Source organism: Haladaptatus caseinilyticus (assembly GCF_026248685.1).
In the GTDB taxonomy this organism is placed as follows: Archaea; Halobacteriota; Halobacteria; order Halobacteriales; family Haladaptataceae; genus Haladaptatus; species Haladaptatus caseinilyticus.
The window spans coordinates 442,054-468,198 of sequence record NZ_CP111036.1 but is presented as its reverse complement, the minus strand read 5'-3'; the positions used below and the strand labels follow the sequence as shown (position 1 = coordinate 468,198).

Sequence of the window (26,145 nt, the reverse complement as noted above, 5' to 3'; positions counted from 1 at the left end):
CACGTAGTTATCGACCGTCGAAGCCGAGCAAACCCGGGTAATCGGCGATGATTCCATCCACGCCAGCATCACGCAGCTGGGTCGCTTGATACCCCGTTCCGACGGTCCACGTGTTTGCCGTGCGTCCCTCTTCGTGTGCGACTTCGATGAGATCGATATCGGCAAACGGGCCGGAAAGGTAGTATTCGTCGCCGAAAAACGGAGTGTCTCGAATCATGTTCCACGGCGGATGGAGCGCTTCACAGTCGTACTTTCGTGTTATCTCCAACCCCTCTTCGATGGAGTCCCAAAACAGGAATGCCGTCGGTAGCGACGGGTCGGTCTCCCGGACCGTTGCCAGCGCGGCCTCGTAGAACGAGGAGACGAGTACGTCGTTTTCGAACCCCGACACGATATCGAGCACGCGCTCGGTGAACGGTCGCCAGATGGCTTTCTGCTCGTCGAGTTCGTCTTCGGATAGTTTTCCGCGAATCGAAGGTCGGACGAACCTGGGTTCTTGAACTCGACGTTTACACCGACGTGGGATGGCACCGCGGACATGAGTTCCGACAGCAGCGGTACCGTCTCCCCGCTTTCGAGCACTTCCGCCCGACGGACGACTTCGGACGGGGTCTCCCACACGAGTCCGCTTTTATCAGTGAGGCCACGCTCGCCGCCGTCGCGCTCGCTGAGCCCCGAATCGTGAAAGACGACGACTTCCCCGTCCTTACAGGGAACCACGTCGATTTCCACCATGTCTGCGGCAGGGCGAATTCCCTTTCCGTGACCGCCGCGGGAGGCAGACCGAACCGCACCGACGGTGTTCTCGGGATTCATTCCGGCGAACCCCCGGTGCGCGATAACGTTCAGCTGGTTGCAGTCGTCGTCTTCTTCCATCCTGTCGTCCGCCTCGTCCGCATGTTCGCGGCCTCCCACGGTACCTGTCGCGGAGACGACGGTTGCGGCGGCAGTGCTGTGCAGGAAGGTTCGACGTCCGACGTTCGGTAGGCTCGGTGACATCGTTCGAGTATTTGAAAGCAATTTGTCAAATAGTATCATAATTGGAGTCAATTGACCCGTAGTGCGATATATATTTGCCACCGAGACGCATCTCCCGGCGCGCTGTGAGTCGAAAACGGGTTCTATCGGGACGAAAACGGCCGCTCCGTGGAAGCAACGTTGCAAGTCGAGGCGAAACTCGAAACGAAATCGGTTCCGATGTCGGTGCGCGAAGCGTGCCGAGCGGACTCGGCGGAGTCAGTCTTCGCCGGGGTCGTAGACCCACAGCATATTGTTCTCGTGGATACCGCTGTCTTCACCGATGACGACACGGCCGTCGGGCATGACGACGATGTTATCGGGATTGGCGATGGTGTTCTCGGGATCCATCAAGGAGCCGTTTTTCAGCGCGGCCATGCCGGTACCCGAGTCGCCGTCCTCGTCCTTCTTCGGGTTGTGCGCGCAGCTCTGACACACCGTGCTTTTCGAGTTCGGCGCGGCGTCGTACGGACAGCCACCACAGACGTTGGCATCCGGGCCACCCGTGAGGACGGGTTCCATTCGGGAAACGTCGTACCCCGATTCGAGTCGCATCCGGTAGACTGCGCCGTAGTCGTTCCCTTTGAGTTCGATATCGTCCTGCGAGTCGTCGAACTCGTCGGTCGCTTCGTTAGACAGCATCGTCTCGTTGAGTTCGGACATCGCCATATACATGTAATCGCCCGGCTCGGCGTTCGACGGAACGTTGACGCCCTCCATCTTTCGGAATTCGTCGGTCGCGCCCTTCGCCGCAGCGGCCTTTCGCGACTCGAGGAACGCGACGCGGTCGTCGTCGGCCTTCCCGGCGGCCCAGATTCGTACGTCCTCGTCCGTGATGTACTGCGGGTCGTCCTCTGGGTTCTGGCCGTCGTATTCGGCGATCCACGACTCGACTTCGTCGTCGCTCGCACTGGCGAGTTCTACCCACTCGATGTCGAAGCCGACCGCGTTCGGATCGCTCCCACCGTCCTGGTTCGCCTTCGCCGCGTACAGCGTTCCGGCGGAGAGGTCGCCCGCGCGGTCGGCGACGAACTTGAAAAAGACGGTTCCGGTCCCGTCATCGCTCATGTAGGCCGTCTTCCGGTCGGGCATCACGACGGCGTTCTCGTGGGAGAACCGACCCATTGCGAACCGCTTTTCGGGTGACGGCTCGCCGGTCGGGTCGTCGATCTCCACGACATATCCGTAGCGATAGGCGTTGCCGAAGTAGCCGAGGTAATCTTCGAACGCCGATTCGGCGTTGCCGTAGGTCTGCTGGTCCGGTTCGAACCACGCCTCCGCGCTGGGTTCGTACTCCTCGGAAGTCAGTGGGGTCTGCCATGGTGTGACCGTACCGAAGCAGTTGTTCCAGGTGCCCTCGACGCCGCCGAAATCGACGTTCATCTTTTCGATGACTTCCCACGCACCGTTTTTGCCCCGTTGACGGATGTGAAGGCGACTAACCATACCGGGCTGTGTTTCCCAATTCGTGAACAGGTATCCCTCTCGGTTTCCTTTCCCTGCCGATTTCGCGGTCTTTGCGCATCGGTCGGCCGGGACGAACCCGTTAAAGTCCGGGTTGTCGCCCGCCGTCATCGGTTCGCCCGACTTCGTGTACGGAATACCGAGGCCGGTACCGTCGACCGTCACGTCGCCGCCGTTGGCGAGCGGTTGATGTTGGCCGACAGCCGTTCGAACCACGTTTTTCTGGCGCTCGTTTTTCGGCACTTGCACGCTCGAAAACTCCCGTGGGAGTTCGTACATGTTCGCGCCGACGAGCGCGCCGACGGTCCCCTCGTCGTAGGGAGTACGGTTGTCCGGCCACGGGTGCTGAACGTTGAAGAACAGTCGTCCGTCGTCCGTGAGAAACAGGCCGGTGAACTCCGCACCCGAAACGGTTGTGGCGAGACGGGTAAGCGTCGGACCACCATCCGCGTGCTCGCTTTCCTGTGCTTTGACCCTCGTCGAGGTCCCCCTCGCGGTGGTCGTCCCTTCGTCTTCCTCCTCATCGTAACTGGCCCATACGCTACTGGCGAAAACCAGTTCGAGCACGTCCCTGCGACCGAGTACGTCGAGCATCACTCGTTGTGTTCAACGCGGTCATTATCACTGTATCTAATAGCGATATATTTAGATACCGGTACATATGATCCCTCGAAACTCGTCGGTTCGGGTATATATTTCACGTCCAGAAAAGTATATATGATATCGGAATTGTCTTGTCCGTTATTTTTTGCCACGTGCTGCGAGTTGATACGCGAGTACTGTCCGCATTCCCTCGACGAACGAGTCCAGATCCACGCTGTCGGCTCGTTCCTGTCGTTCCTTTACCGCTTCGTACCGCTCTTCCCACTCACTGATGAACCGATCTTCGATACCGTGTGACCGGATCTGTTCGGTCACTCGCTTGATAGCGTTCTCGTCGTCCGGATTCAGATCCTCCATCGAGATGAGGCCCTCTTGGAGGCTGTAGATGACCGGTCCAGCAGTGTAATCACCCTCGCCGAGTTCACGCTCCCACGTCGTCGTCCAGTTTCCGATTCTCGCCATTCGTTGTAGTTCCCAGATAACCGACCGTACTGTCGAAAGGTCACTATCGTCGAACGATGGCGAGAACATCAGATCGACACCTGCATACGGGAACATCAACATGTTGTGCGGGTCATAATGCTCTATTCCGGCCATGTTGGCAATTTCGACGTGGTCGTTCAACACCCGGGAGTATTCGATACCGATGAGCGTCTGGCGCAAGTCACAGTCGAAAATATCCCTGTAGTCGTCGTGTTTCGGTGCGTCCTGAATACCGTCCTCGAACGCGGACCAAACCCGCTGAATATATCGCAACTGCTCCGTGTCGACTCCCTTCCGGTCGGGATTCACCGTTTCGGGCCGATACGGGATTTGACACGCTTCCTCTAACGTCTTTTGATCGTGACCCTTTTCCGCCAAGTCGTCCAGGAGCGTCACGAACATCGTGAGAATCGTCTTCTGGATTCGAGCGGGCTCCGCATATTCCGCAGATACCGACGAGAGCGTAAACGATGGAAACAACGTGTATATCCACTGCCAAAGAAACTGGTCGCGGTCGCCAACCACCCTGTCGTACTCATCCGAGAGCTCGGCAACCGGTTCCGGGAGCGTCGCTGTCACGATCTCTGTCAGATGGTCCGGGGGAATCGGTAGCTCGTCGATGAGCTGTTGACGTGGCATTCTCGTATGGCCTTTTACTGTATGGATAATAAAAACATTTCTGCTACATATTCTAGAAACTGTCTAGAATGGTATTTTGTTCTCGTTAATAATATATCCCTTGAATTAAGAATAGGTGTAGAGACATGGATAGTACCGATCCGACCATCTACAAGACCGCGTTTCGGCAGACGAGAAATCCTGCTATTATTACTGACACGAACTTCATCGTGCAGGACGTAAACGAGGCGTGCGTTGATTTCACCGGTTATAGCAGGGACGAACTCGTCGGCGATACACCACTCGAACTGTTCAGCGAACCTGAAATATATGGTGAAATGATAGAATCGCTCGCCGTTGGTGAGCCGTGGGTGGGTGGGTTCGAGACGACGACGAAGGATGGGCGAATGATCTACGGGCGCGGTTCGTGCGTTCCCGTCCGAATTGACGGGGAACTCCGTGGATACGCCGGGTTTTTCTCCGACCTCACCGAGCGACGACAGTACGAACAGAGTCTACGAATTCTGAATCGCGTCCTCCGACACAACCTTCGAAACGACGCGCACGTCGTCCTCGGCCACGTCGATATCGTCGCCGACGAACTCGACGACGAAGCGCTGACAGAATCGCTCGCGACTGCCCGAAAACGGATCGATTCCATCATCAAATACGCCGAAACCGCTCGAAATTTGGACGAACTCCTCTCCCAACGAACCGACCCGTCGCTCGTGCCTGTTCGCCTCAACGACTTGCTGCGGAACAAACTCGATGAAGTTCGAGAACGATATCCGAACGCCGAGTTCGATGCCGAATTCGGCATCGAACCAGCCGTGGTAGTCGCCGATGATGCTATCGGAACTGCGATCGACGCCGTCTTCGAGAACGCCGTCGAACACAACGATTCGTCCGTTCCGCACGTAACGGTTCGTCTCGATCTCGAGGATACACTCGTCACCTTGACAGTGGCGGACAACGGCCCTGGAATCCCGCCGAACGAACACGACCTCATCTTCGGACGTGAAGAGGTCAGTCCGCTCCATCACGGTCACGGCCTCGACCTCTTTTTCGTCGATCGTCTGCTCGAAAAGTACGGCGGCGATATCTGGGTCGAAAACGACGACGACGGTGCCGCATTCAAACTCCGCTTTCGCACGGTTGCACACCCCGATGGCGAGATAGACGGCAGTTCCGAGTAGTTCCCGTTTACCAACCATCTAACCTGAGTTGTGGAGACGATACTCGTCGATAGCGACATTCCTATTTCGACCGTCATCGTCGGTTGTCACGTGACCCGGTACGACAAACTCGTCCGTGACCGAATACCGACTATCATCGAAGCGAACGGTGAGGATCCGACGACACACGTCGCGGACGATGCTGAATACCCCCGCCGACTCCGCGAAAAACTGAACGAGGAAGTCGCCGAGTTCCACGAATCGGCCGACCCGCAGGAACTGGCCGATATTCTCGAAGTCGTCTATGCGTTGGCCGACCATGCGGGGTTTTCGCCCGACGAACTGGAACGACTCCGCTCCGAGAAAGCGGACGAGCGCGGCGGTTTCGAGGACGGTATCGTTCTGGAACGAGTCGAATAAAAACGACCTGCGCATGCAACCCTGCCGCGGATAGATGCGTGCAGTGAAGCGATTGGTATGTCACTTACGACGTACACCCTCATCGTTCGGGAAAACGAATCCACGGACGAAATCGTCGCGGAAGTTCGAAGCGATGGCACCATCGAGAACTCGACCCGACTTTCGTACACCGATTACGGGCTCACCGCGGTTCGGGACGGTTGGGTCCCCGACGAACGGCGCGACGAAGTCACCGCGGACGTGATGACGACCAGACTCCAGACCGAACGGGTCGGCGACGGGTTTCTGTTCCGGCTCCTCGGTGACGGCGAGACGCTCACCGAACAGCGCGTGACCGACGACGAGTGGAACGTCGTGACGGTCGAGTGAGTTAGAGAAAAAGCGCCGGAACCGTTTTCGAGAATATCTTCAGCGAGACGGCGAGCAGGACGGCGACGACGAGCCAGTTGAATCGCCGTTCGTCGATCTCGATTCGTCTGAGGTACGTTCCAGCGAACAGGCCGACGAGCGTGACGACGGCGATGGTGGACCCCAGCCAGAGGTGATAGGCAGTCATCACGCCCGTCGCCAACATCTGGACGATTCTCGCGGTAAAAACGAGGCCGAGAACCATCGACAAACCGCCGATGTAGCGCTCCGTGTCCCGTTCAAAGGTGTGGAGATAGGCGGGAAGGAGCGGACCGAGATTGGCCGCGCCGAGGAGAAACCCTTCGAGCAGTCCGACGACGCCGAGCGCGAATGGGTGGTGTGCACCCTTGACGGCGACGAAACTCTGCCCGACTTGGAACAGAACGTATCCAAACAACACGACGCCGATGAGGAACGTGATGAGCGCGCTCGTCTGGAACGCCGAGAAGAAGACGACGCCGGCGACGCTCCCGACGAGTGCTAACGCGAGAAGCGACCACTCCCTGCGGACGAAATCGAGACCGGTGTCGGTTTCTCCTATCTGAAAGACGTTTATCATCCACGGTGGCACTGCGAGGACGATGACCGCGAGTTCGACGTTCATTACGGTCGCCGCGAGCGGAGTAGCGATGAGTGCGAATCCAAACCCGACCATCCCTTTCACCATTGCGGCGAGGACGATCATGGCGAGAAAGAGGAGGAGGTCGGTCGTGGTCGCGTTCGCTTTTACCCCGTCCGCAACGCTTGCGGTGCCGGGAAAGAGTCCAATAGCGCCGGTGACGACGGCGAGCGTCGCTATCGCCATCAGCAGCTCGCGGTATCGGAATCGGCGTAAATTCTGGACGAACTCGTCAGGGCGAATGGCGGATTCCCCGGACATCAGGACGTCCCCCATGTCGTTTTCGCCGGTGTACTCATACCCACCGTTATGACTCGACGTAGTTAGGGGATCGAAATGGGGTAATCCTGTCCGAAAGGGAGGACGGGTTTCTCGGAGGCAACTCGTCGTACGGCACTCAGCGGTTACGATATCGGAACGATGCATCCGCTGTCATCGTCCGAGGAACCGGCGACTGTTGCCACGCGCCCCCACGACAGTTCCGAGGGAGGACGTTCAGACGGAAAGCCGAATCACGTCGTCGCCGATGTCGGCGATGAATTGGCGGTCCAGTTCGTGACTCGACTGGTGAACGACTCCATCCCATCCGAGCTCGGCGGCAGTGTCCACGTTCGCATCGGAATCGACGTCCACGTACAGCGTTCCGTTCCGAACCTCATTTACCGTTCCAACTTCGGTTCCATCGGCGGCGACGACGGACTTGCCGACCTGTTCGTCGGTGAAATCTGCGTTCGGATCCATCGATACTCGTTCGGGTTCGAAACACGAACCTGTTCCGGCTATCGCAAACAAAAGGCATACGCCGCTCGCACGAGCAGATTTCGAAAATGAGCTACGACGCGGTGTTGTTCGACAACGACGGTGTATTGGTAAAACCGCCGGATGGGACCGTGCTACGGGAGGCCGCGCTATCCGCGTTCGCCGAGTTCGGGGTGGAACCCGACGCCGACCAGCTCGATGCTGTCGCGCGTAGTGTGACCCCCAAGGACCTTCGGTCGGTTTGTGACGCCCACGATTTCGACCCCGCCGAGTTCTGGGAAGCCCGCGACATCGCCGCCTCCGAGGCGCAACTACACGAACTTCGAGCGGGCCGAACCACGACGTACGACGACGTGGACGCGCTGGAATCGGTCGACCGTCCGCTTGGTCTCGTTAGCTCCAACCAGCACGCGACCATCGAGTTCATGCTCGACCACTTCGACCTCAGGGAACAGTTCGAAACCTACTACGGCAGACCGCCGACGCTCGACGCGTTCCATCGGAAGAAGCCCGAACCGTACTATCTCGAACGGGCACTCGACGACATCGGGACCGACTCCGCGCTATTCGTCGGTGACAGCGAAAGTGACATCGTCGCGGCCCACAACGCCGACCTCGACTCGGCGTTTATTCGCAGACCACATCGAGAAGCATACGAGCTTTCGGTTACCCCGACCTACGAAATCGACGGACTTCGTGAACTGCGCTCGGTATTGCGTACGTGATTCGACAGCACTCGATCGAACTCGATACCACGTGAACTGCTTTCACGACGCTTCTGCCGCTCAATTTTGTCCCTAGCTATTCGTGGCTGGAGACACAACTCGTCCGCATGGCATACACGTGGCAGTACTACGACCTCGTCCTGTTCGGTATCGCCGCGAGTATGAGCATCGGTGCCGGTATCGGGATACTGACTTCGGTATCCCTTCCGATGGCGATCATCGCGGCGGGGATCGTCGCGAGCGCCATCATCGGCCACGGTCTGTTCGTGAACGGTCCCGTCGATGAACCGCGGGATTTGGCGAACGAAGTGGACGTGTTGAACTGAAACGACGTCCGTCTCGGATTCGATCCGAACGCTGCACACCTACTCGACCCGATGACGGTCGAGAAACGTCTCACGTTCCGCGTTCGACTGCAGTCGAATCACGGCCGTTTCCTCGCCAGCCGTGCGAACGTTCGTTCCATCGCAGGGATCTTTTGCACCGGGAAGTTCCAGACGTACCGTAGAAATTCGAGATCGACTTTCTCCTCACAGCCCTCGGCCATGTCCGGGCGCGCCTGACCGTCGTTCCGAAGCCACCGCCTGATAACCCGGAAGAGGCAGACGTATCGCGATACGATGAGCAAAATCACGGTGTCCGCGGCGTCGAAGGTGCTCCCGTAATTGCCATCCAGTATCCGCTCCAATTCCCCGATGAACGTTCTATGCGTTCTCTCCCACTCGTCGCTATCAGGCTTTTCCCACCCCGGTTCCCAGAAATGGGCATCGAGGTGGGTGACCGGTCTGTCCAGTGCATCTCCCAACCGTTTGGCGAAGGTGGATTTCCCCGTTCCCGGCCGAATTATCCGCATCAGCCGACTGGAACCACCGTTCGATGTGAGTGCATAACTCGGCGAAACCGGTCTCCACGGAAAAACAGCCAAAAATACGCAACCCCAACGTGGGAAAAATTGCGACGTCGTGGGCTAGTAGTCGGCGTCCTTGATGTCTTCGTCCAGGTCCTCGAACGTGTCCAAGTGGACCTGACGCTCGGTACGCAGGTTCTCCAATTCCGACTCGTAGTCGGCGACGTTGTCGGCCACGCCGAACTCCTGGATATCGATTCCGGGTACCGAACTCGGGACGGTGAGGCCCGTGGCCTCGTCCTCGGTCCATTCGACCGTCCCGCGGGCGATCTCTCGGAGGAGGGTCACCGATTCGGTGACCCCGATATCTTTCCCGCCGAGGTGGCCCGTGTTGAGGACGAAACAGTCCACACCGAGGTCGTCGATGAGGTTACGGAAGCGGTTTCCTTCCTCGCCTTTCGATCCGACGATGAACGGGTTGGTGCCGACGACGCGAATGGACTCGCCGGCTTTCGAGGGGTCACCGGCGCTGGTTTCGATGGACTCGCCCAGCATGAACGCCGCCGCGGCCTCCTCGGACGAAAGTTTGGCGACCGGCGGCATGATCGGGTTCCGGGTGATGAAGAATATTTGGTCCACCCCATCGAGGTCGATATCCTCGCCCGCGGACGACAGATGGTCGCGGAGGATGATGGCTCGCCCGTTGGACGTGTGGCGGTCACTGTCGAAATCCACGGTTCCGTCGTCCGCTACATCGACGTTTTCGAGCACGGCCGATTCGTGGGTCACGGCGTCGTACATCGAGGGCTGTTCCTCGGCATCCAGTCCGATAGTCTTGACGTACAGGCCGTTGCCTTCGCTCCCCGCGATAGAGCCGTCGGGAAGGAGGGCACAAACGTCGTCCTGAAGCATCGTTGCCGTTTCGCCGTCCTCCTCGTCCAGCCAGAGGCCGTGAGCGGTCAGCGTCGATTTTCCGGTCGCGGAGAGACCGAGGAACGCCTGTCCGACGTTCTGGAGGTCACCGTCGGTGTCACGCAGCGTGACTCGTTTGCTTCCCGCGTGGAGACCGAGACCACCGTTTCGCTTGGCGTGAAACATGAACAGTCGGAGGAACGACTTCTTCGCTTCGCCGGTGTAGTCGCTTCCCAGAACCGCGGTGAGTCCCTCTTCGGGGAGGATTCGAACCGCGATTTCCTCCCAGTCGGGCACTTGGACGGTGACGAAATCGGGCTCACCTTCACCGTTCACGGGTTCGAACAGTTTCGCCCACGCGAGGGCGATTCGCCCGTATTCTTTCGGGACGTACAACCGGCACCGGTAGGAGTGTTCGGAATGACGGCCCATTTGGCGGTCCACACAGAGGATTTCGTTGTCCATCGCGTATTCGAGGGCGTCCTCGAGGTGTGCATAATCCTCCGCGCCAAACTCGTCGTCGATGGCGTTTTTCGTCTTGTCCGCGTTGCGCGAGCGTTCGCGGCTCACGTAGGACGGGGAACCGAACTCCGCCGTGGTTTCGAACTCGCGCGAGAACTCGCGGAGTTCTTCGAGTGACGGATTATAGATGACATTGTCTGCCTCTGTCGGATTAGGGAGCGTCTCTTTCAGGGGTCGGACTGCCTGCCCACTGTCTGACATCGTACTCATGAGAGGTACGTAGACGCCTATAATTATGCACGGTTTACAGCGCCCTTAGTGGTGTCATAACACGATTTTTGGCGGAATCGTGATTTCGGAACTGAGTAAATAATTTCCCGATTTGGGATCCGAATTCGATTTCTCGAACCGAGCCGTCGCCGATCACGCTCCGGAAGGGGCCACCTGATTGGTTCCCGAGACGGGGGTTTTGTCCCCTTCCAGCGCCGATTGCAGCCCGTTCGATTCGCCTCGGGTTGTCGGGCCTTCAGCTACCGCGTAATCGGCTCGAATGAGGTGAACACGAACGCCATAAACGCCCATCCGCCCGTGCGTTCCGCTTACTGTCGTGAGTCGTACTCCTGATAGATGACGTGCCCGCACGCCTTACAGTGAGATGCATCCGGGTCGTGATATGAAAGCCCGCATTGGGGGCACGTCACATTGACTTTCTCCCTATGTGCCCATTCGCGCACTATCTTCCCGGCCTGCCACGGAATGAGGATGATGGCGGTGAGAACCCCGGCCACCGTCACCCAGCGTCCCGCTTGAGTCACCGGAATTATGTCACCGAACCCGACGGTCGTGAGCGTGACGACCGTGTAGTAAAACGCGTCGCCGAAGTTGTCGACGGCGGGGTTCGCCCGGTGTTCGAAGTTATAGAACAGACCGGCGGAGACGAAGAAAATGACTAGTACGGTCAGGAGAAGTTTCATGGCCCGGAGGGTGCTGACGGACACGGTACCGAAAAAGAACTCCTCGTCCTGCGTGAACCGATAAAACCGCAACACTCGGACGATACGAAGGACTCGTAAGAATCCGACGTTGACGATGACGACCGAGACGGGAAGGAATATCACGGATAGGGTCGGAAGCACCGAAAGCAGATCCACCATCGTGTACGGATTGGTAAACTCAGTCACTCGATTTGGGGCACCGTACAGTCGGAGTACGTACTCCACCACGAACACGAGCGCGATGCCGACCTCGATGCGCCACAGCCACGCTTCCGTAGTCGCCGAAACGGAGTAGGTCTGTGCCACGAAAACACCGACGAACACCAAATTGAGCACCAGTAGCCAGATGTCGATTGCTTTTCCAAGCGGTGTCCGATGATCTAAGAGATAGAACTCCACCCGCTCCCGGAAATCGTGTGGTACTCGTGGCGATGCGTGACTACCCATACGTCGTATTGACGGGCGACCAGTAAAGAGTCTCACCGGTCGATTCCACGTTCTCTCGGTGTGGAACGGAGTGCATTGCCGATTCTCCATTCGTACGGTTCAGCAGTGACGTTCGCTACGTAGCTACTGCTCGCGGTAAGTTATCTCGCTGAAAAAGGGTGTTTCGTCGTGTCGCTCCGTGCGACAGTACGAGAATTTAGTTACGAACGACGTTCGTCGCGCGTGGCCCCTTCGGAGCCTGTTCGATATCGAATTCGATTTCAGTGCCTTCCGTCAGATCCTCGCCGCCAACGTCTTCCATGTGGAAGAAAACGTCCTCGTCAGCATCCTCAGTCGAAATGAAACCGTAGCCGCCTGTGTCGTTGAAGAAATCAACTTTACCGTTTGCCATTACGATTATACACAGATGAAGTACACGGATAAGAGTTCCGCATCTGTCCGCAAAAAACAGCTATTTTTAGACAAACCTCTTCACCATGGTTGTTCTAATGGATATTTGGCTACGTATACGTGGTTTCATTTGGAATCGATGGTTGATTCGTCGGAATCGTCCCGGGCTTCCGTAGTATCTCCATATCTCGACCGGACATCCAACCGTGTGCTCGTTTTGCACTGCTTGCTCGTACCGACGAACATCCGATGAATCCGCCTCTCGAACGATCTCCGACCTCGTCTACCTGCCGGTGGTAGCTTTCTGAAAAAGGTGATCGGCGCTTTCGTAAGCAGTTGGCCTCGGCACTCATAGGGTTCCTCACAACCAGCCGCCAGACTAGTTCAGAACACGTGTCTCGTCATCGGCCGTTTCGACCTACACATCGGAGCACAAAAAGTCACGCCAAAGCACTTGTCTTCATCCACCGTTTTCTAGGGCATGACGAACGCGCTCCCCGACGAAGCCGAAACCCTCCTATCGGAAGAATCGGTAATGGCCCACCTCGCAACCAGTTCGAACGACCATCCACACGTTGCCCCGGTCTGGTATCACTACGACGATGGAGTGATTTCGATTCTAACCGGCGGCCGAAAACTCGCGAACATTCGGGACAACCCGCGCGTCGCCGTTTCGTTCCAGCAGGATACCGACGGAAAAGCGGAGTGGATGATGACAGTGCAAGGGACGGCCACCGTCATCGAGGATGACGAAGAAACGAGAGCGGCCGCCACCCGCATCAATCCCCGTTACGGGGCTGGCGCAACTGCATATCCGGAGAACACGCTCGTCGAGATCGAGATCGGGTCGGGAACGTTCACCCGATACTGAGTTGGGCTACTCGATACGTTCCCGTGCCGCCGCGACGACGAGCGGAAGCGTAATCGTCGCGTCGGCGTACACGGACACGTTGCGTGCCGCCTTCTCCAACTTCCCCCACGACCGCGCCTCATCCAGCGTTGCACCCGAAAGGCCGCCGGTTTCCGGCGGATCCATCGTCAGTTGAACGCCGTAATCGTACGCGCTCGGGGAGACGAGCATCGTCTGGAGGACGTAGTTTTTCGGCACGCCGCCGCCGACGACCATCGCGCCGGACTTGTCGGCCTCGAACGCGAGGTCGGTCAGGTGGGTCATGTCCTTCAGGGCGTCTAGCGTGAAGTCGCTGGTCTGGGAGTACATCCACGCTTGCAGACCGAGGACGGAGTCCTGCACCGCGGGACAGTAGATCGGAACGCCGTTTTCATAGGCCGCGGCGGCGATTCCGGCGTCCTCTTCGATACCCTCACGCTCGTTGACTTCGCTGTTGGCACGGCCCAATTCTTCGGTCATGCGCTGGATGCTGACGGTTTCCTCGATGGAAGGGAAGACTTCCGAGCGAAGGTGAGATTCGAACAGCGCGAAATGCTCCTGTGGAAGGTAGACGTTGTAAATCCGATCTACCTCCTCGTCACGCAGTTGCTCGTCGTGCTCGCGCATCGATTTTCCATTCTGTTCGTCGCGTCCGTGGTGGTGTTTGCCGCCGATGCCTTCGATGGCGTCGTGCGTGAGGTTCGCACCGGTCGTCACCAGCGCGTCGATGTGACCGTCGCGGATGAGGTCGGTGACGATCTTTCGCATTCCCGTCGGAACCATGGCTCCGGCGAGGCCGAAGAAGTTGGTCACGTCGTCGCCCAACATTTCGGCGTAGATGTCCACGGCTTTGTGAAGGTTCGCCGCGCCGACCCCTGCGGAACCGTACTCGTCCGCCAGTTCGCCGACCGTCATTCCCGCCCGGACTTCCGCGTGGGCGATGGGGTCATGGTGGAACTCCTCGCGGTGAACGTGATGTTCGTCGTGGTCGCCGTGTGTCTCGTCTCCCTGCTCGTCGTGACTATCGTCCATATCCAACTCTGTCGCATGCAGGTGGTTCAATGCCCCGATTAGAAGCTGTGTTGCCGACTGCCACAAGGGCGCACGTAACGCGGAGTCGAACGTCAGCGGTGCTTCGATTAGCCGCAACCAGAGGGCTCGGCTATCGGGGCCGGTCGGCGGCGGCCCGTGTCCGGCGAGACCGAGACGTGACTCCGGTGGTCTCGGCGGTCCTCTCGGGCCGTTGAAACCCGCAGGACACATTCACCTTTTTGTCGTTCCCCCTTTTAATACCTCCTGTTTCTATGAAATCGTATGACGATTCCGGAAAAATCAGTGTGAACAATCGGGTAGTTCATCGCTGTGGAGTAAGTAGTTCAGTACCGTCGATTCGGTAGTTACAGCCCCGTCGGTACATCGATGAACGTCGTCTCCACGTCCCATTCCTCGGTGAGCGATTGGAGGGACTGCACACCGAACGTTTCGGTGGCGTAGTGCCCCGCGAGAAAGACGTTGATGCCTGCCTCTCGCGCCTCGTGGAACACCTTCTGTTTTCCTTCGCCGGTGATCAGCGCGTCCGCACCGACGGACACTGCTTCGTCCAGCCAATCCACGCCGCTTCCGGTGACGATGGCCACGTCCTCGACTGTTTCGGGGCCGAAATCGAACACCTGTACCTCCTGTCCACCCGTGTCGAGTTCGGCGGCCAGTCGGTCGTGTATTTTCGGGACGGTGAACTCCCCGCGTCCGCGCTGGCCGATATGCTCCGGTCCCATCCGTCCGAACGGCTCTCTGGAATCGAGCCCGAGTACGTCGGCAACTCCTGCCGCATTGCCCAGGTCCGGATGCGCATCGAGCGGCAAATGTGAGACGTACAGCGCCATATCGCTCCGGATGAGCGGCGCGATTCGGCGATAGTCGCGCCCGGTCACGCGCTCGATGCCCCCCCACGACACGCCGTGGTGAGCGACCAGCGCGTCCGCACCCCACGCTGAGGCTTCCTCGATGGTTTGCTCCGCCGCGTCCACGGCGAAGGCGACGCGTTCGATTTCCGCCTCGTCCGGACCGACTTGGAGTCCGTTCGCGCTCGCATCCACGTCCGCGAAATCGCCAGTTCGGAGCCGTTCGTCGTACCTCTCGGCGAGGTCTGTGAGATTCATATCTCTCCATCGAGTAGCTGTCGGCTTGTATGTCCCGGCTTTCGTGGCACCTGCCATCACGGTTAAGACCGATGCCGGCCTATTTTTATTCCCCTTTCCGGGGACGAGCGGTAATCGAGGTGTAAAACCATGGGCAAGTTCCGAAAGGCGATGTACACGTGGCGACGCCTGCCACGACGGTTCAGGCGACGTATCGTGAGCAAACTTCGGCGCGTGCTCAGGGTCTAACCCTGCGCCGCTCAGTTTCGATCGCGGACTACTTGCAGTTCCTGATTCGGTTTTTGCAAAGCGACGTGAGCGGATTTCGGTTAGCAGTTGCCCCGGCGTGAGTAGCGTTTGTCCCATACATCGGATAGAAGTCGCGGTGAGCGCTGGTGTGGGCCGAGGACATCACGTCCGAGGCCTGCACTGAAGTCGCGTGAGGGACGACACTACCCGAAAAGTCGCAGCCACTGCCGGCGAAGCGTAGAACACCAAACTCGTCCCCGTTCTTTCACCTATTTTTGTGCGTCCGAAAAAACGAATTCCCGCATCAACTTTCCGCCGAGTGACGCCGACTGTCCGTCGTCTCGGTCGTTGACCTCGACGACGTCGAATCCGACAACGTCGCTTTCCTCGGTTACGTCACGTACCACGTCGCGTATCTCCCGTGGCGAGAGGCCGAACGGTTCCATGGTGCCGGTTCCGGGGGCGAATCCAGGGTCCGCGCCGTCGATATCCACGCTGAGGTACGTCGTTCCCTCGAAATCGGGTTCCCAATCGGCTACCTCTTCGGGTGGAACGACTGTCACGTCGGATTCTGCGGCGCGCTCCCATTCATCCTCGCTTCCGGTTCGAGCACCAAGAATGACGGCGTGGTCGGCGATGTCGAGGACGTGCCGTGTAACGGTTGCGTGGCTCAAGGGATTGCCGTCGTAGGCGTCTCGCAAATCGAGGTGGGCATCGAGACAGACGAAGGTGTCCGGCTCGGTTGCTCGGACCCCTGCCAGTGTGACGGTGTGTTCGCCGCCGAGGAGGAGCGGACGGGCGTCGTCCCAGACGATGTCGGTGAGAACGCCTTCGACGTAGTCGAGATACTCCTCTGCGTCGTCCCATGCGTAAACGTCGCCGTGGTCGTGCACTGCGAGATCGGAAAAGAACTGCCCGGTTCGGTGGTCGTAATCGTCGAACGTTCGGGCGAATCGCCTGATCCGTTCGGGACCGAACCGCGTACCGGGCTGAAACGTGGTGGACACGTCGAGCGGCGCACCCACCACCACGAAATCCGCACTGTCGCGGTTAGTGGACGCGCCGGGAAACATTTTAACGGACGATCTTGCGTTGTTCGTCCATCTCGAGGTACTCTATCTCGTCGTCCGGCGAGATTCCCATCTCCTCGGGCGTCTGGATGGTGATGGTCTCGTAGGTTTCGAGGTCCATGACCTGCGCGACGGTGTCGCTCTCGACGCTGACGACCTGACCTTGTTTCCGGTTGATGATCGGCACCCAGATCTTCGCGTCGACGGGCTGGCTGAGGCTGCGTTTTTTGCCGTCGAACACGCCTTTGCCCTCGATACGGGCTTTGGCGCTGCCGTGTTTACCTGGCTTTGCGGTGCTGTAGGCGTTGATGACACATGCGGCGTCGTCCATCATGACGTAGTTGCCTTCCTGAAGTTCGCGGACTTCCTTTTGCTCTTTCGCCATACCGCGGGATTGCGTTCGCTCCGGTATAAACCGTTTGGAACTCGTGCGCAGTCGCTCGTCGGCGTATAACAGTAAGAACGGCACAAAAGCCACGAATAGAACCCGGACGAGAGACGTTTTCCACGTCTCGTACGACCCTGCTGGTTTCCACCAGTTTCACGAACGCCGTTTTCACGTCGTCCGTTACTTGGTCTTGACAATCGTCTTGATCGACGATTACTGAGACGTTGCGGTTCTCCGTCGGAGCGTTGACCTCGTGGCCGTTTGACCGACCGCTTGGTTTTTGCTCCGCGTCTACATCCAATCGATGTAGGCCGTCCGGTTTGTCCCCGTGGCTCCTGCGACAGTTAGTAGTTAGTCATCGATCGTTATGAACGTTTTTCAGCGGTTCCGACATGAGTGATGTGAACAAATAACATGCAAGGGCTTTTGTCTTCTCCCGCGAATCACTAATCATGCCGGAACACCCGCTTAAACAGCGGTTCGTGCTCGATACGTCGGTTTTTCTTACGGAGGAGATACGTGACGACGACGAGGATTTGGAGTCGGCCATCGACCGCCTGCTCGATTCGATCGCGACGGCGAAACTGTCGCTCAACATCTCCTGTTACATCCCGCCCTCGGTCCACAACGAACTCACGGTCATCCTCCGCGAACGCGGCATTTCGGAATCCGTCCTGTCGAAACTGGAGACGTGGGTCATCAAGAAAAACCCCGCCCGATTCGAGGTGATGATTCCCGCCGAACTCGTCTATCGGTTTATCGACGAGATGAGCGGCCGGGTAGACAGGGGGTTACGCGTCTCCGAGAACGCGGTCCGAGAGGCCTTCGACGGCGGCGAAGCGAACGTCGGCGAAGTCATCTCCGACCTCCGAAGCGAGTATCGTTCGACGCTCCGTCGCGGCGTTCTCGACTCCCGCGAGGATTTCGACCTGCTCGTTCTCGCCAGCGAACTCGATGCCGGGGTCGTGACCGAGGATACCGGCATCGTCAATTGGGCCGAGGATTTCGGCCTGCGCTACCTCCGCGGGCGCGACTTTCCACCCTTGCTCGAAAAATATCTCGAAGCCAGTGACGGAGTGTGAACGACGAAATCCCAGGACATTCCTCAGGCGCGCGAGAAACGCACAGAGGGACGACTGAAACGAGCGTCAGCGAGTGAGGGAACCGGTTGCGGAGGATGTAGTGTTGCGGGGATGGTGCGCTTTGATTGGAAGCTATCCCCTAAGGAGTTGGCTCCAGCGGGAAATCCTCGTACTCTGTAAGTTACAACACCGCCAACCGACGTGCCTGAAATATTCCATTTCATTTTTACCGGTCAAGAAACGCCGAAACCCGCTCCAATCCATCCTCCAACTCCGCAGCAGGCAATCCGAATCCGATTCTGAAGTACTGGTCGTAGCCGAACAAATCGCCCGGAGCCAGCACCACGCTCTCTTCTTCCACGACGCTGCGACAGAACTCCGTTCCGTTCTCGAATCCGTCCGGAATCGAGACGAAGCCGTTGACGCCGACCGGGTCGTACCAGTCGAGGCCGTGCCCGTCCACGAACTCACGGACCCGGTCCCGATTTCGTTCCGCCAACGCGCGGTTTTCGGCGAGGATATCGTCTTCCTGCTCGTCCAGTGCCTGCCGAGCGACGTGCTGGTCGATGATGCCCGGCGAGATGGTCGTGTAGTCCTTCCACTCCCACGCACCGTTTACGACTTCCTCAGCACCGACCATCCACCCAAAACGCAATCCTGCGAGTCCGTATGCTTTCGTGAGGCTCGTCGTGCTGATGCCGTGTTCGCCCATGCTCGCCACGGGCGGCAGTGGGTCCTCCGCGAGCAGACGGTACACTTCATCGCAGAGCAGGTACGCCCCGGCGTCCCTCGCGAGGTCGTAGAGCGCTTCGACTTTCTCCTGTGGGTGATAGCGACCGGTCGGATTGTTCGGGTTGTTCAGCACGACGACCCGCGTCTCGTCCCGAATCGCCTCGGCCACGGCTTCCACGTCCAGTTCCCACTCCGGCGGTTCGAGCCACACTCGACTGACATCGCCCAGCGACTCCGGCACGGCGTGGAGGGCTTGGTAGGTCGGCGTCACGACGACAGCATGGCAACCTTCGCCCAGTAGGCTCAGAAACGCGAGAAAGTTGGCTTCCTGCGTCCCACAGGTGAAAAGCACTTCGTCGGCGGTTCGGTCGTAGCGCTCGCCGACTTCGGCCCGAAAGTCGGGGTCGCCGTTCGTCGGGATGACGTAGCCTAACTCGCCGGGGTTCGTGTCGAAGCGGTCGGTGTCGAGGCTTCGGATGCCGCTCTCGGCCAACATGATGTCCGCCTCGTGTTCGTACTCGGCGAACCAGCGCTCCAGTTTGAACGGTTCGATTTGCATACGAACCCCTTGGTCACCGGGAGTCGAAAAGCTACGGAACGTGGCAAATCCGGGTGTAAAAACGAAAACGGACGATTACGGCACCCCGACGTATTCGTGTCGCCGGTACAGGTACAGCAGACCGAACGGAATGCCGACGCCGAACCACATGGCGATTCCGAGGAGAACGTACTCCGACCGTGGTTCCCACGACGACACCGACGCGACGTACTGGCGGTCGAAGTGTATCCCGATAGCGACGATGGCTGGCGCCGTCAGGACCGCAACCCCGAACACGAACCTGATGGGTGCCGGAAGCACCGAGAGGGCGGCCACGGACGTATCGAAAACGGCGGATGTGACTGCCGTACCGATGGTCGTGACTAAGCCGGGCAGGATGAGCAACCACCAGCGACTCCCTTTTTCAGTTGCCGTGACGGAAGACCGAACGTTGGAGGACATGTTCGAACTATCCAGTTAGCATCGTGAAAAGTCGTTTGGAATACGGATGACACGTTGGTCGGCGAGCCACTACACCGGCTCCGACCTCATTTTCCACCGCGCCGTTCCCGCAAGTTCTGCCGCGTGAACTGCGGCGTCGCTCGAATCCCCCTGCGCTTGCGGAACGACCGATAGAGGAGGCCGACGATGATCAGCGAAATCACGCCCGAAATCGCGGCAGCGGGAACCGCCTCCGCCGCGTACAACACCGCTGTCGTCAGGCCGCCGAACGCGAGGAGGATGCCGTAGATGAGCCGCTTCGCTAGCAGGTCGAAGACGTCGTTGTCGTCCTCGATGCTGACGCGGGCGTACAGGTCGTCACGGTCGATGCGGTCCAGCGTCCGCTCCAGTTTCGGCGGCGTTCTGACGAGTGACTGGGCGGAGGCTTGCAGTTGGTCGCCAGTCTCGGAGACGTACTTCTTGATGGATTCTTCGCGGTAGCCTTCCTCGGTCAGATACTCCGTCGCAACGGCGATGAAGTCGAACCCTGGGTCCAAGGTAACACAAACGCCTTCGACCACCGTCGCGACCCGGAGGACGAGCGCAAGGTTCGAGGGAAGCCGGAGCGGGAACTCGTAAATCGTATCTTCGACCTGTTCGACGATTTGCTGGACGCGGTAGGTCTCGATGTCCTCGCCACGGGCGTCTTCGATGGCGAGTTCCATCACGCTCCCCATCGTGGCGCGGTCTGCCTCCGGGCTGAGGGTCCCCATTTCGATGAGCGCATCGAGAATTCCGTCGATGTCCTGGTTCGCGACCGCGATGTAGAAATCCACGATTTTGCGCTGAATGAAGTCGTCTACGTGTCCACTCATACCGAAATCGTAGAAAACGATGGTACCGTCGTCTTCGACCGCCAGATTTCCGGGATGTGGGTCGGCGTGGAAGACGCCGTCCTGAATTATCATCTGGAGGTAGGCCCGTTGGAGCGTCGTCGCCAATTCGTGCCGGTCGATTCCCTTCTCGTCCAGTTCATCGACGCGGTTGATTTTCGTCCCGCCGATGAACTCCATCGTGAGGACGCGTGGTCCGGAGTGACTCTCGATGACGCGGGGAATGGCGATATCGTCTTCGTCCTCGAAGTTCGACCGAATCTCCTCGAGCATCGAGGCCTCCCGGTCGTAATCCATCTCCTCTCGAATCGTCCGGGCGAACTCGTCGGCGAGGTTTTCGAGCGAGAACGCCCGTCCCTGTCCGATAAACCGCATCAAGATGGGAAGCGACCAGCGGATGACCCGCAGGTCCGCTTCGACCAACTCCTCGATACCGGGGCGGCGAACCTTCACCGCGACTCGCTCGCCATCGACCCGTGCGGAGTACACCTGCCCGAGACTCGCGCCGCTAATCGCACTCGTGTCGAACTCCTCGAAGTTGCTATCGACCGGGCCGAGTTCGGCTTCGAGCACTTTCTCCGCCTTTCCCCACTCGGCGGGCGGAACCTCGTCTTGGAGTTTCGAGAGTTCGTCCACGTACTCCGGTGGGAGGATATCCGGCCGGGTCGAGAGCAGTTGGCCGAGTTTGATGAACGTCGGCCCCAAGGTCAACAACGATTCGAGTAGCGTGTTCGCCCGTTCGATTCGGGTTTCACTATCGACCTGCCGGGAGGGACCGAACACCAGAAACCGGTTTCGATCACGGGCGTAGCTAAGCAGGAGCGGCAGGAAGTGCCATGCGACGACGAAGAACCGTCGATATGCGCGGAGGGATGCCAGAGAGACCACCTGGACTATCGACCTTTGATAGGCACGGATTGGTCCGGTGTCGCCGACCGCTTCGGAAGCGTGATTTCGAGCACACCGCGCGCGACGGTGGCCTCCGCTCCTGACCCGGTGGCGTCCGGTGGGAGGGGGAGTTCGGCGTCGAGGAACAGCGGACGCTCCTCACTCAGGTAGTCGAACTCCATCGGAACGTCCTTCTCGCGCCGCGCTTCGATTTGTAGGCGGCCATCTGTCACGTCGATATCGATAGTTTCCTCGGTGACGCCGGGCATGTCGATGACGAGGAGGTACGCATCCTCGCTCTCCAGTAGGTCTGCGAACACGGCGTCCGGGAGTTCTCGCAACGCATCGCGCAGCGCTGACATGGTTTCGTTTTGGGAGGCAAAGGCGAAAAAGGGTGCGGTATGGAGGGTGGGTGACTACGAACCTTTATACATATGTTGGGTATATCATATATGTTCATGTACTTATTGGGGTTTTAGCTATTCCTATGACCTGTGTACTCAGTGGCACCTATCTATCCAGATAGTCGGGGAGGTCATACCGGAACTGTTGTCGATTTCACGACACGTGTCCCCGCTTCCTTTTTGCTCGCCGACTCGAAGGATGGGATATGAGCGACCACCAACCGGACAGAAAGCAGTCCGGGTTCAAGGAGACGACTCGCGTGGCGGATGCCCGCAGGCGGCTCCGTGAAACGGTAACCGGGCACGACCGCACCGAAGTCGTCTCCCTCGATTCGGCGGACGGACGAGTGCTCGCCAAGGGAGTCGTCGCCCCGCGAAACGTTCCGCATTACTCGCGGGCGGCGATGGACGGGTTCGCGGTGCGAGCGCAGGACACCTTCGGCGCGAGCGGACGGTCGCCCGAAATCTTGCGACAGGGTGACGATATGGCACCAAACACCGCGGTCCGAGTCCACACCGGAAGCGACCTTCCCGACGGCGCGGACGCCGTCGTGATGATCGAACAGACCGACGAGTTCGGCGGGGAAATCGAGGTGTTCGACGCCGTCGCGGAGGGCGAAAACGTCGCCCCAGTCGGGGAGGACGTAGAAGAAGGACAGTCGCTCTACGAACCCGGTCACCGACTCAGGCCATCGGACCTCGGAATGTTGAAATCGGTCGGCATCCGCGAACTGACGGTGTACGACCGCCCCCGTGTCGCCGTAATTCCGACGGGCGAGGAACTGGTCGAGTCCGACCCCGAACCGGGCGAAGTCGTCGAAACGAACGGGTTGACCGTCTCGCGGTTCGTCGAACGCTGGGGCGGCACGGCCACCTATCACGACGTCGTCACGGACGATGAAGACGCCCTCGGCGACGCCATCGAATCGAATCTCGACCACGATGTCATCGTCACCACTGGGGGGTCCTCCGTGGGCGAGCGTGACTTGTTGCCGGAAGTCGTCTCGGAACTCGGCGAACTCCTCGTTCACGGTGTCGCCCTCAAACCGGGGCATCCAGTCGCACTCGGTGACGTCGCGAACACCCCAGTCGTGATGCTTCCGGGCTATCCCGTCGCCTGCATCATCAACGCGGTGCAGTTCCTCCGTCCCGCGGTGAAGTGGACGGGCCACCTCCCGCTCGAATCCATGCCCACGACGACGGCGGAACTCGGCAGAAAAATCCGGAGCGAGCCAGGTGTTCGCTCGTTCGTCCGGGTCACGCTGGACGATGGCGAAGCGACCCCGACACGTGCCAGCGGTTCCGGCGTGCTCTCCAGCGTCGCGCTGGCCGACGGTTGGGTCGAAGTGCCCGAAAAACGGGAGGGGATTCCCGAGGGCGAAACGGTTGCCGTGGCGAACTGGGAGTGGTCCGCATGACCGAACGCAAGGAATTCCGTGACCTCGCGGAACCCGAGGACGCTCACGAAGCCATCGAATCGCTCGATTTGATCCCCGAAGCTGAACGCGTCTCGCTGACGGAGGCGAGGGGCCGAGCGCTGGCCGAACGATTGGATGCCGACCGCGACGTACCGGGGTTCGACCGTGCGAGCATGGACGGCTACGCGGTAAAAGCGCGAGACACGTTCGGCGCGGACGAAGCCGACCCAGTGGTTCTCGACCTCGTCGGCGAAGTTCACGCGGGCGAGGAACCCGGCGTCGAAGTCGATGAGGGTGAAGCCGTCGAAATTTCGACCGGTGCCGTGATGCCGCCGGGTGCGGACGCGGTGGTGATGGTCGAACGGACGGACGAACGCGAGCCGCCAAACGATTCGGAACTGACGAACGGTGAAGCCGTGAGCGGCGTCGAAATTCGGACCGCGCTCGCACCCGGCGACCACGTGATGCTCGCTGGGGCGGACGTTTCCGCGGGGCAACGCGCCCTCGGCCCGGGAACACGACTCACGGCGCGTGAAATCGGCCTGCTGTCCGCGCTCGGCGTGGACGAAGTACCGGTTCGCGGGAAACCCCGTGTCGGTATCATTTCGACCGGGGACGAGCTCGTTCGTCCCGGAAATCCGCTTTCCGACCAGTCCGGCCAGATCTACGACGTCAACAGTTACACCATCGCCACGGCGGTCGAAGAGGCAGGTGGCGAACCGGTTCTCTATCCCCACGCGGGCGACGATTATGACGAGATGGAGCGCCTGCTGTTGGAGGCCGCCGAGGACTGCGACCTCGTGCTCTCCTCGGGGTCTACCAGCGCGAGTGCGGTGGACGTAATCTACCGAGTCATCGAATCGCGGGGCGAACTCCTCCTTCACGGGGTCGCCGTTAAACCCGGGAAACCGATGCTCGTCGGCCGGTTTCCGAACTCGGCGTACGTCGGCCTTCCGGGATATCCCGTCTCCGCGTTGACCATCTTTCGGACGTTCGTTGCGCCTGCGATCCGGGACGCGGCGGGCGTTCCGGAACCGACCACGGCGACTATCGATGCTCGAATGGCCGTGGAAGAACGGTACGGGGAGGGACGAATGCGACTCATGCCGACAGGGCTGGTCGAAGACGAACACGGTCGCGTACTCGCCTACCCAGTCGATAAGGGAAGCGGCGCGACGACCAGCCTCGTAGAGGCCGACGGCGTGGTGACCGTCGCGCCGGACACCGCTTACCTCGCGGAAGGAGAACCGGTCGAGGTGCGCCTGTTTTCACCCGACGTGCGCCCACCCTCCGTTTTCGGCGTCGGCGAGGACGACCCCGCACTATCGCGCCTTCTCGACCGCCTCGATTCACCTCGGTATCTCGCATTCGGCAGTCGGGAGGGACTACGACGGCTACGAAACGGCGTGCCGGACTTCGCGGTGGCAACGAATGACGAGCGGCGTTCGTCACCCGATTCGCAAGCAAGCACACCCATCGACGCGAGTGCGGGAACGGAAATCGCATCCTACGTCAGGGACTGGGGTCTGGTCGTCCCCGACGGAAATCCCGCGGAAATCGAGGGACTTTCCGACCTGGTCGAGCGCGACCTTCGGTTCATCAACCGTGGCACCGACTCCGGTTTGCGAACCACGCTCGGGAACGCCATCGCCGACCTCGCCGACGAGCGTGGGACGACTCGCCACGAACTCGTGGAGTCGATATCGGGCTTCGAGCTGACGGTGAAAGCTCACGAAAGCCCGGCACGGAAGGTGGCTTCCGGGTCGGCGGACGCGGGACTCGGATTGCGTGCGACTGCGGAACAGTTAGGTTTGGGGTTCGTTCCACTCGGCGAGGAACGCGTTCATGTGTTGATGAATCCGGAACGCGAATCGAAGGCCGGCGTCGAAGCGTTGGCTGACGCGTTCGATTCCGATCTAGTCGGTATACTCGATGGCCTTCCCGGGGTTCGACCATAGCTCGTCGAAGCTGTTCACTCGGTAATCGCCGAGAACGCACTGATTTCGACGGTGCGGATCGTGTCGTTCGACGTGAACCGCGTCGAGACCCGCGTTCCACGCCGCGCCGATGTCGCTCGATCCGTCACCCGCGAGAACTCCGTGGGCGGCGTTTTCGACGCCCATATCGGCCATCGCGTACTCGATCGGCGCCGGGTCGGGTTTCCATCCCAACCGCTCGTCGCAGCAGACGATGGTGTCGAACCAGTCCCGAATATCGAGGCGGTCGATGACGGGGTCGGTGAGGAACTGCTGACAGTGTGTGACCAACCCGACGGGACAGTTCAGGTCGGCGACGAAGGCGGCGTCGTCGTAGAGGAACGTGTGCTCGGCCCGCACTTGTGGGTCCTCTATCGAGTGGAAGGCATCCCAGAACGTCGGTGGGTCGATACCCCACTCACGCAGTTGGGAATCACGCGACCCGCCAAGCCCGTGCCAGATTATTTCGGATTCGTATTCGGTAAACGTCCGTCCGAGGCGGTCGCTCACGCGGTCGAATACCGAGCGAACGTACGTCGGTTCGATATCGATGAGAGTACCGTCCAGATCGAGAAGCCAGAAATCATACTCGCCGGCGACCATTGGGGTTACTATAGTAGTGCCTCTTCGCTTATAACTCTTCGTCCGATATCGTCGGCGAATTCGGCGCGTCGATACTACCGAAAAACGAGAGT

27 protein-coding genes and 1 pseudogene are annotated in these 26,145 nt (G+C 59.5%); 10 read left to right on the top strand and 18 right to left on the bottom strand.

From position 1 onward, the window contains the following. Positions 1-7: 7 nt before the first annotated feature. The 3 genes and pseudogenes from OOF89_RS24605 to OOF89_RS02600 form a co-directional block, all read right to left on the bottom strand. Positions 8-999, bottom strand: a pseudogene (locus tag OOF89_RS24605) (glycerophosphodiester phosphodiesterase). 237 nt (positions 1,000-1,236) lie between these two features. Continuing rightward, a complete protein-coding gene (locus OOF89_RS02605) occupies positions 1,237-3,075 on the bottom strand; it encodes a PhoX family protein (RefSeq protein WP_266078175.1) in 1,839 nt (612 codons plus the stop codon). Positions 3,076-3,222: 147 nt separating this feature from the next. Continuing rightward, a complete protein-coding gene (locus tag OOF89_RS02600) occupies positions 3,223-4,206 on the bottom strand; it encodes a hypothetical protein (protein ID WP_266078173.1) in 984 nt (327 codons plus the stop codon). A gap of 125 nt (positions 4,207-4,331) precedes the next feature. Here OOF89_RS02600 and OOF89_RS02595 point away from each other — a divergent pair, with 125 nt between their 5' ends. The 3 genes from OOF89_RS02595 to OOF89_RS02585 are packed head-to-tail and all read left to right on the top strand — an operon-like array spanning position 4,332 to position 6,149. Beyond that, complete coding sequence (locus tag OOF89_RS02595) at positions 4,332-5,381, top strand: sensor histidine kinase (protein ID WP_266078171.1); 1,050 nt, start codon at positions 4,332-4,334, stop codon at positions 5,379-5,381. Between the two features lie 39 nt (positions 5,382-5,420). Further along, entirely contained in the window at positions 5,421-5,780 is a 360-nt protein-coding gene (locus tag OOF89_RS02590; protein ID WP_407661622.1) for a hypothetical protein, read from the top strand. A gap of 57 nt (positions 5,781-5,837) precedes the next feature. Further along, the gene (locus tag OOF89_RS02585) at positions 5,838-6,149 is read left to right on the top strand and encodes a hypothetical protein (RefSeq protein WP_266078167.1); all 312 of its coding nucleotides are present in this window, start codon (positions 5,838-5,840) and stop codon (positions 6,147-6,149) included. A 1-nt stretch (position 6,150) separates the two neighbouring features. Here OOF89_RS02585 and OOF89_RS02580 read toward each other — a convergent pair whose 3' ends face one another. Together OOF89_RS02580 and OOF89_RS02575 are read right to left on the bottom strand one after the other, a co-directional pair. After that, entirely contained in the window at positions 6,151-7,071 is a 921-nt protein-coding gene (locus OOF89_RS02580) for a TSUP family transporter (protein ID WP_407661621.1), read from the bottom strand. 231 nt (positions 7,072-7,302) lie between these two features. Then, the gene (locus OOF89_RS02575) at positions 7,303-7,548 is read right to left on the bottom strand and encodes a hypothetical protein (RefSeq protein WP_266078162.1); all 246 of its coding nucleotides are present in this window, start codon (positions 7,546-7,548) and stop codon (positions 7,303-7,305) included. Between the two features lie 86 nt (positions 7,549-7,634). Between OOF89_RS02575 and OOF89_RS02570 the strand changes: the two genes are divergently transcribed. Continuing rightward, on the top strand, positions 7,635-8,291 hold the full coding sequence (locus OOF89_RS02570) for an HAD family hydrolase (RefSeq protein WP_266078160.1): 657 nt from the start codon (positions 7,635-7,637) through the stop codon (positions 8,289-8,291). A gap of 107 nt (positions 8,292-8,398) precedes the next feature. Further along, positions 8,399-8,617, top strand: coding sequence for a hypothetical protein (locus tag OOF89_RS02565; RefSeq protein WP_266078158.1), 219 nt, complete (start codon positions 8,399-8,401; stop codon positions 8,615-8,617). Between the two features lie 98 nt (positions 8,618-8,715). Here OOF89_RS02565 and OOF89_RS02560 read toward each other — a convergent pair whose 3' ends face one another. The 4 genes from OOF89_RS02560 to OOF89_RS02545 form a co-directional block, all read right to left on the bottom strand. Continuing rightward, entirely contained in the window at positions 8,716-9,144 is a 429-nt protein-coding gene (locus OOF89_RS02560; RefSeq protein WP_266078156.1) for a P-loop NTPase family protein, read from the bottom strand. 114 nt (positions 9,145-9,258) lie between these two features. Then, the gene (locus OOF89_RS02555; protein ID WP_266078154.1) at positions 9,259-10,773 is read right to left on the bottom strand and encodes a phosphoenolpyruvate carboxykinase (ATP); all 1,515 of its coding nucleotides are present in this window, start codon (positions 10,771-10,773) and stop codon (positions 9,259-9,261) included. A gap of 338 nt (positions 10,774-11,111) precedes the next feature. After that, entirely contained in the window at positions 11,112-11,954 is an 843-nt protein-coding gene (locus tag OOF89_RS02550; protein ID WP_266078152.1) for an ion transporter, read from the bottom strand. A gap of 196 nt (positions 11,955-12,150) precedes the next feature. Beyond that, positions 12,151-12,345, bottom strand: coding sequence for a cold-shock protein (locus OOF89_RS02545; protein WP_266078150.1), 195 nt, complete (start codon positions 12,343-12,345; stop codon positions 12,151-12,153). Between the two features lie 480 nt (positions 12,346-12,825). Between OOF89_RS02545 and OOF89_RS02540 the strand changes: the two genes are divergently transcribed. After that, positions 12,826-13,215 carry a pyridoxamine 5'-phosphate oxidase family protein gene (locus OOF89_RS02540; RefSeq protein WP_266078148.1) on the top strand — a complete coding sequence of 130 codons (390 nt, stop codon included), beginning with the start codon at positions 12,826-12,828 and terminating at the stop codon, positions 13,213-13,215. Positions 13,216-13,221: 6 nt separating this feature from the next. Here OOF89_RS02540 and OOF89_RS02535 read toward each other — a convergent pair whose 3' ends face one another. Next, positions 13,222-14,265, bottom strand: a complete 1,044-nt coding sequence (locus OOF89_RS02535; RefSeq protein ID WP_266078146.1) for a deoxyhypusine synthase — start codon at positions 14,263-14,265, stop codon at positions 13,222-13,224. A gap of 29 nt (positions 14,266-14,294) precedes the next feature. On the opposite strand from OOF89_RS02535, the gene OOF89_RS02530 reads away from it, so the two are divergent. Then, the gene (locus OOF89_RS02530; protein WP_266078144.1) at positions 14,295-14,480 is read left to right on the top strand and encodes a hypothetical protein; all 186 of its coding nucleotides are present in this window, start codon (positions 14,295-14,297) and stop codon (positions 14,478-14,480) included. Between the two features lie 150 nt (positions 14,481-14,630). Here the strand turns inward: OOF89_RS02530 and OOF89_RS02525 are convergent, their stop codons facing one another. The 3 genes from OOF89_RS02525 to OOF89_RS02515 form a co-directional block, all read right to left on the bottom strand. Next, entirely contained in the window at positions 14,631-15,392 is a 762-nt protein-coding gene (locus tag OOF89_RS02525) for a Nif3-like dinuclear metal center hexameric protein (RefSeq protein ID WP_266078142.1), read from the bottom strand. 497 nt (positions 15,393-15,889) lie between these two features. Then, the gene (gene speB / locus OOF89_RS02520) at positions 15,890-16,693 is read right to left on the bottom strand and encodes an agmatinase (RefSeq protein ID WP_266078140.1); all 804 of its coding nucleotides are present in this window, start codon (positions 16,691-16,693) and stop codon (positions 15,890-15,892) included. A gap of 1 nt (position 16,694) precedes the next feature. Further along, positions 16,695-17,075, bottom strand: a complete 381-nt coding sequence (locus OOF89_RS02515) for a translation initiation factor IF-5A (protein ID WP_266078139.1) — start codon at positions 17,073-17,075, stop codon at positions 16,695-16,697. A 455-nt stretch (positions 17,076-17,530) separates the two neighbouring features. Between OOF89_RS02515 and OOF89_RS02510 the strand changes: the two genes are divergently transcribed. Next, positions 17,531-18,160: an RNA ligase partner protein gene (locus OOF89_RS02510; protein WP_266078138.1), complete on the top strand. Its 630-nt coding sequence runs from the start codon at positions 17,531-17,533 to the stop codon at positions 18,158-18,160. A gap of 226 nt (positions 18,161-18,386) precedes the next feature. Here the strand turns inward: OOF89_RS02510 and OOF89_RS02505 are convergent, their stop codons facing one another. The 4 genes from OOF89_RS02505 to OOF89_RS02490 all read right to left on the bottom strand — a co-directional run bounded on the left by OOF89_RS02505 (position 18,387) and on the right by OOF89_RS02490 (position 22,014). Next, on the bottom strand, positions 18,387-19,451 hold the full coding sequence (locus OOF89_RS02505; protein WP_266078136.1) for an aminotransferase class I/II-fold pyridoxal phosphate-dependent enzyme: 1,065 nt from the start codon (positions 19,449-19,451) through the stop codon (positions 18,387-18,389). 75 nt (positions 19,452-19,526) lie between these two features. Further along, entirely contained in the window at positions 19,527-19,892 is a 366-nt protein-coding gene (locus OOF89_RS02500) for a hypothetical protein (protein ID WP_266078134.1), read from the bottom strand. Positions 19,893-19,978: 86 nt separating this feature from the next. Further along, the gene (locus OOF89_RS02495; RefSeq protein ID WP_266078132.1) at positions 19,979-21,652 is read right to left on the bottom strand and encodes an ABC1 kinase family protein; all 1,674 of its coding nucleotides are present in this window, start codon (positions 21,650-21,652) and stop codon (positions 19,979-19,981) included. Positions 21,653-21,657: 5 nt separating this feature from the next. After that, the gene (locus OOF89_RS02490; RefSeq protein ID WP_266078130.1) at positions 21,658-22,014 is read right to left on the bottom strand and encodes an Hsp20/alpha crystallin family protein; all 357 of its coding nucleotides are present in this window, start codon (positions 22,012-22,014) and stop codon (positions 21,658-21,660) included. A gap of 248 nt (positions 22,015-22,262) precedes the next feature. On the opposite strand from OOF89_RS02490, the gene OOF89_RS02485 reads away from it, so the two are divergent. Next, a complete protein-coding gene (locus tag OOF89_RS02485) occupies positions 22,263-23,474 on the top strand; it encodes a molybdopterin molybdotransferase MoeA (protein WP_266078128.1) in 1,212 nt (403 codons plus the stop codon). Then, positions 23,471-25,432, top strand: a complete 1,962-nt coding sequence (locus OOF89_RS02480) for a molybdopterin biosynthesis protein (protein WP_266078127.1) — start codon at positions 23,471-23,473, stop codon at positions 25,430-25,432. Before OOF89_RS02485 ends, OOF89_RS02480 begins: the two co-directional genes overlap by 4 nt. On the opposite strand, the gene OOF89_RS02475 is transcribed toward OOF89_RS02480, so the two are convergent. Then, on the bottom strand, positions 25,391-26,053 hold the full coding sequence (locus OOF89_RS02475) for an HAD family hydrolase (protein WP_266078125.1): 663 nt from the start codon (positions 26,051-26,053) through the stop codon (positions 25,391-25,393). The genes OOF89_RS02480 and OOF89_RS02475 overlap by 42 nt on opposite strands. Positions 26,054-26,145 lie beyond the last annotated feature (92 nt).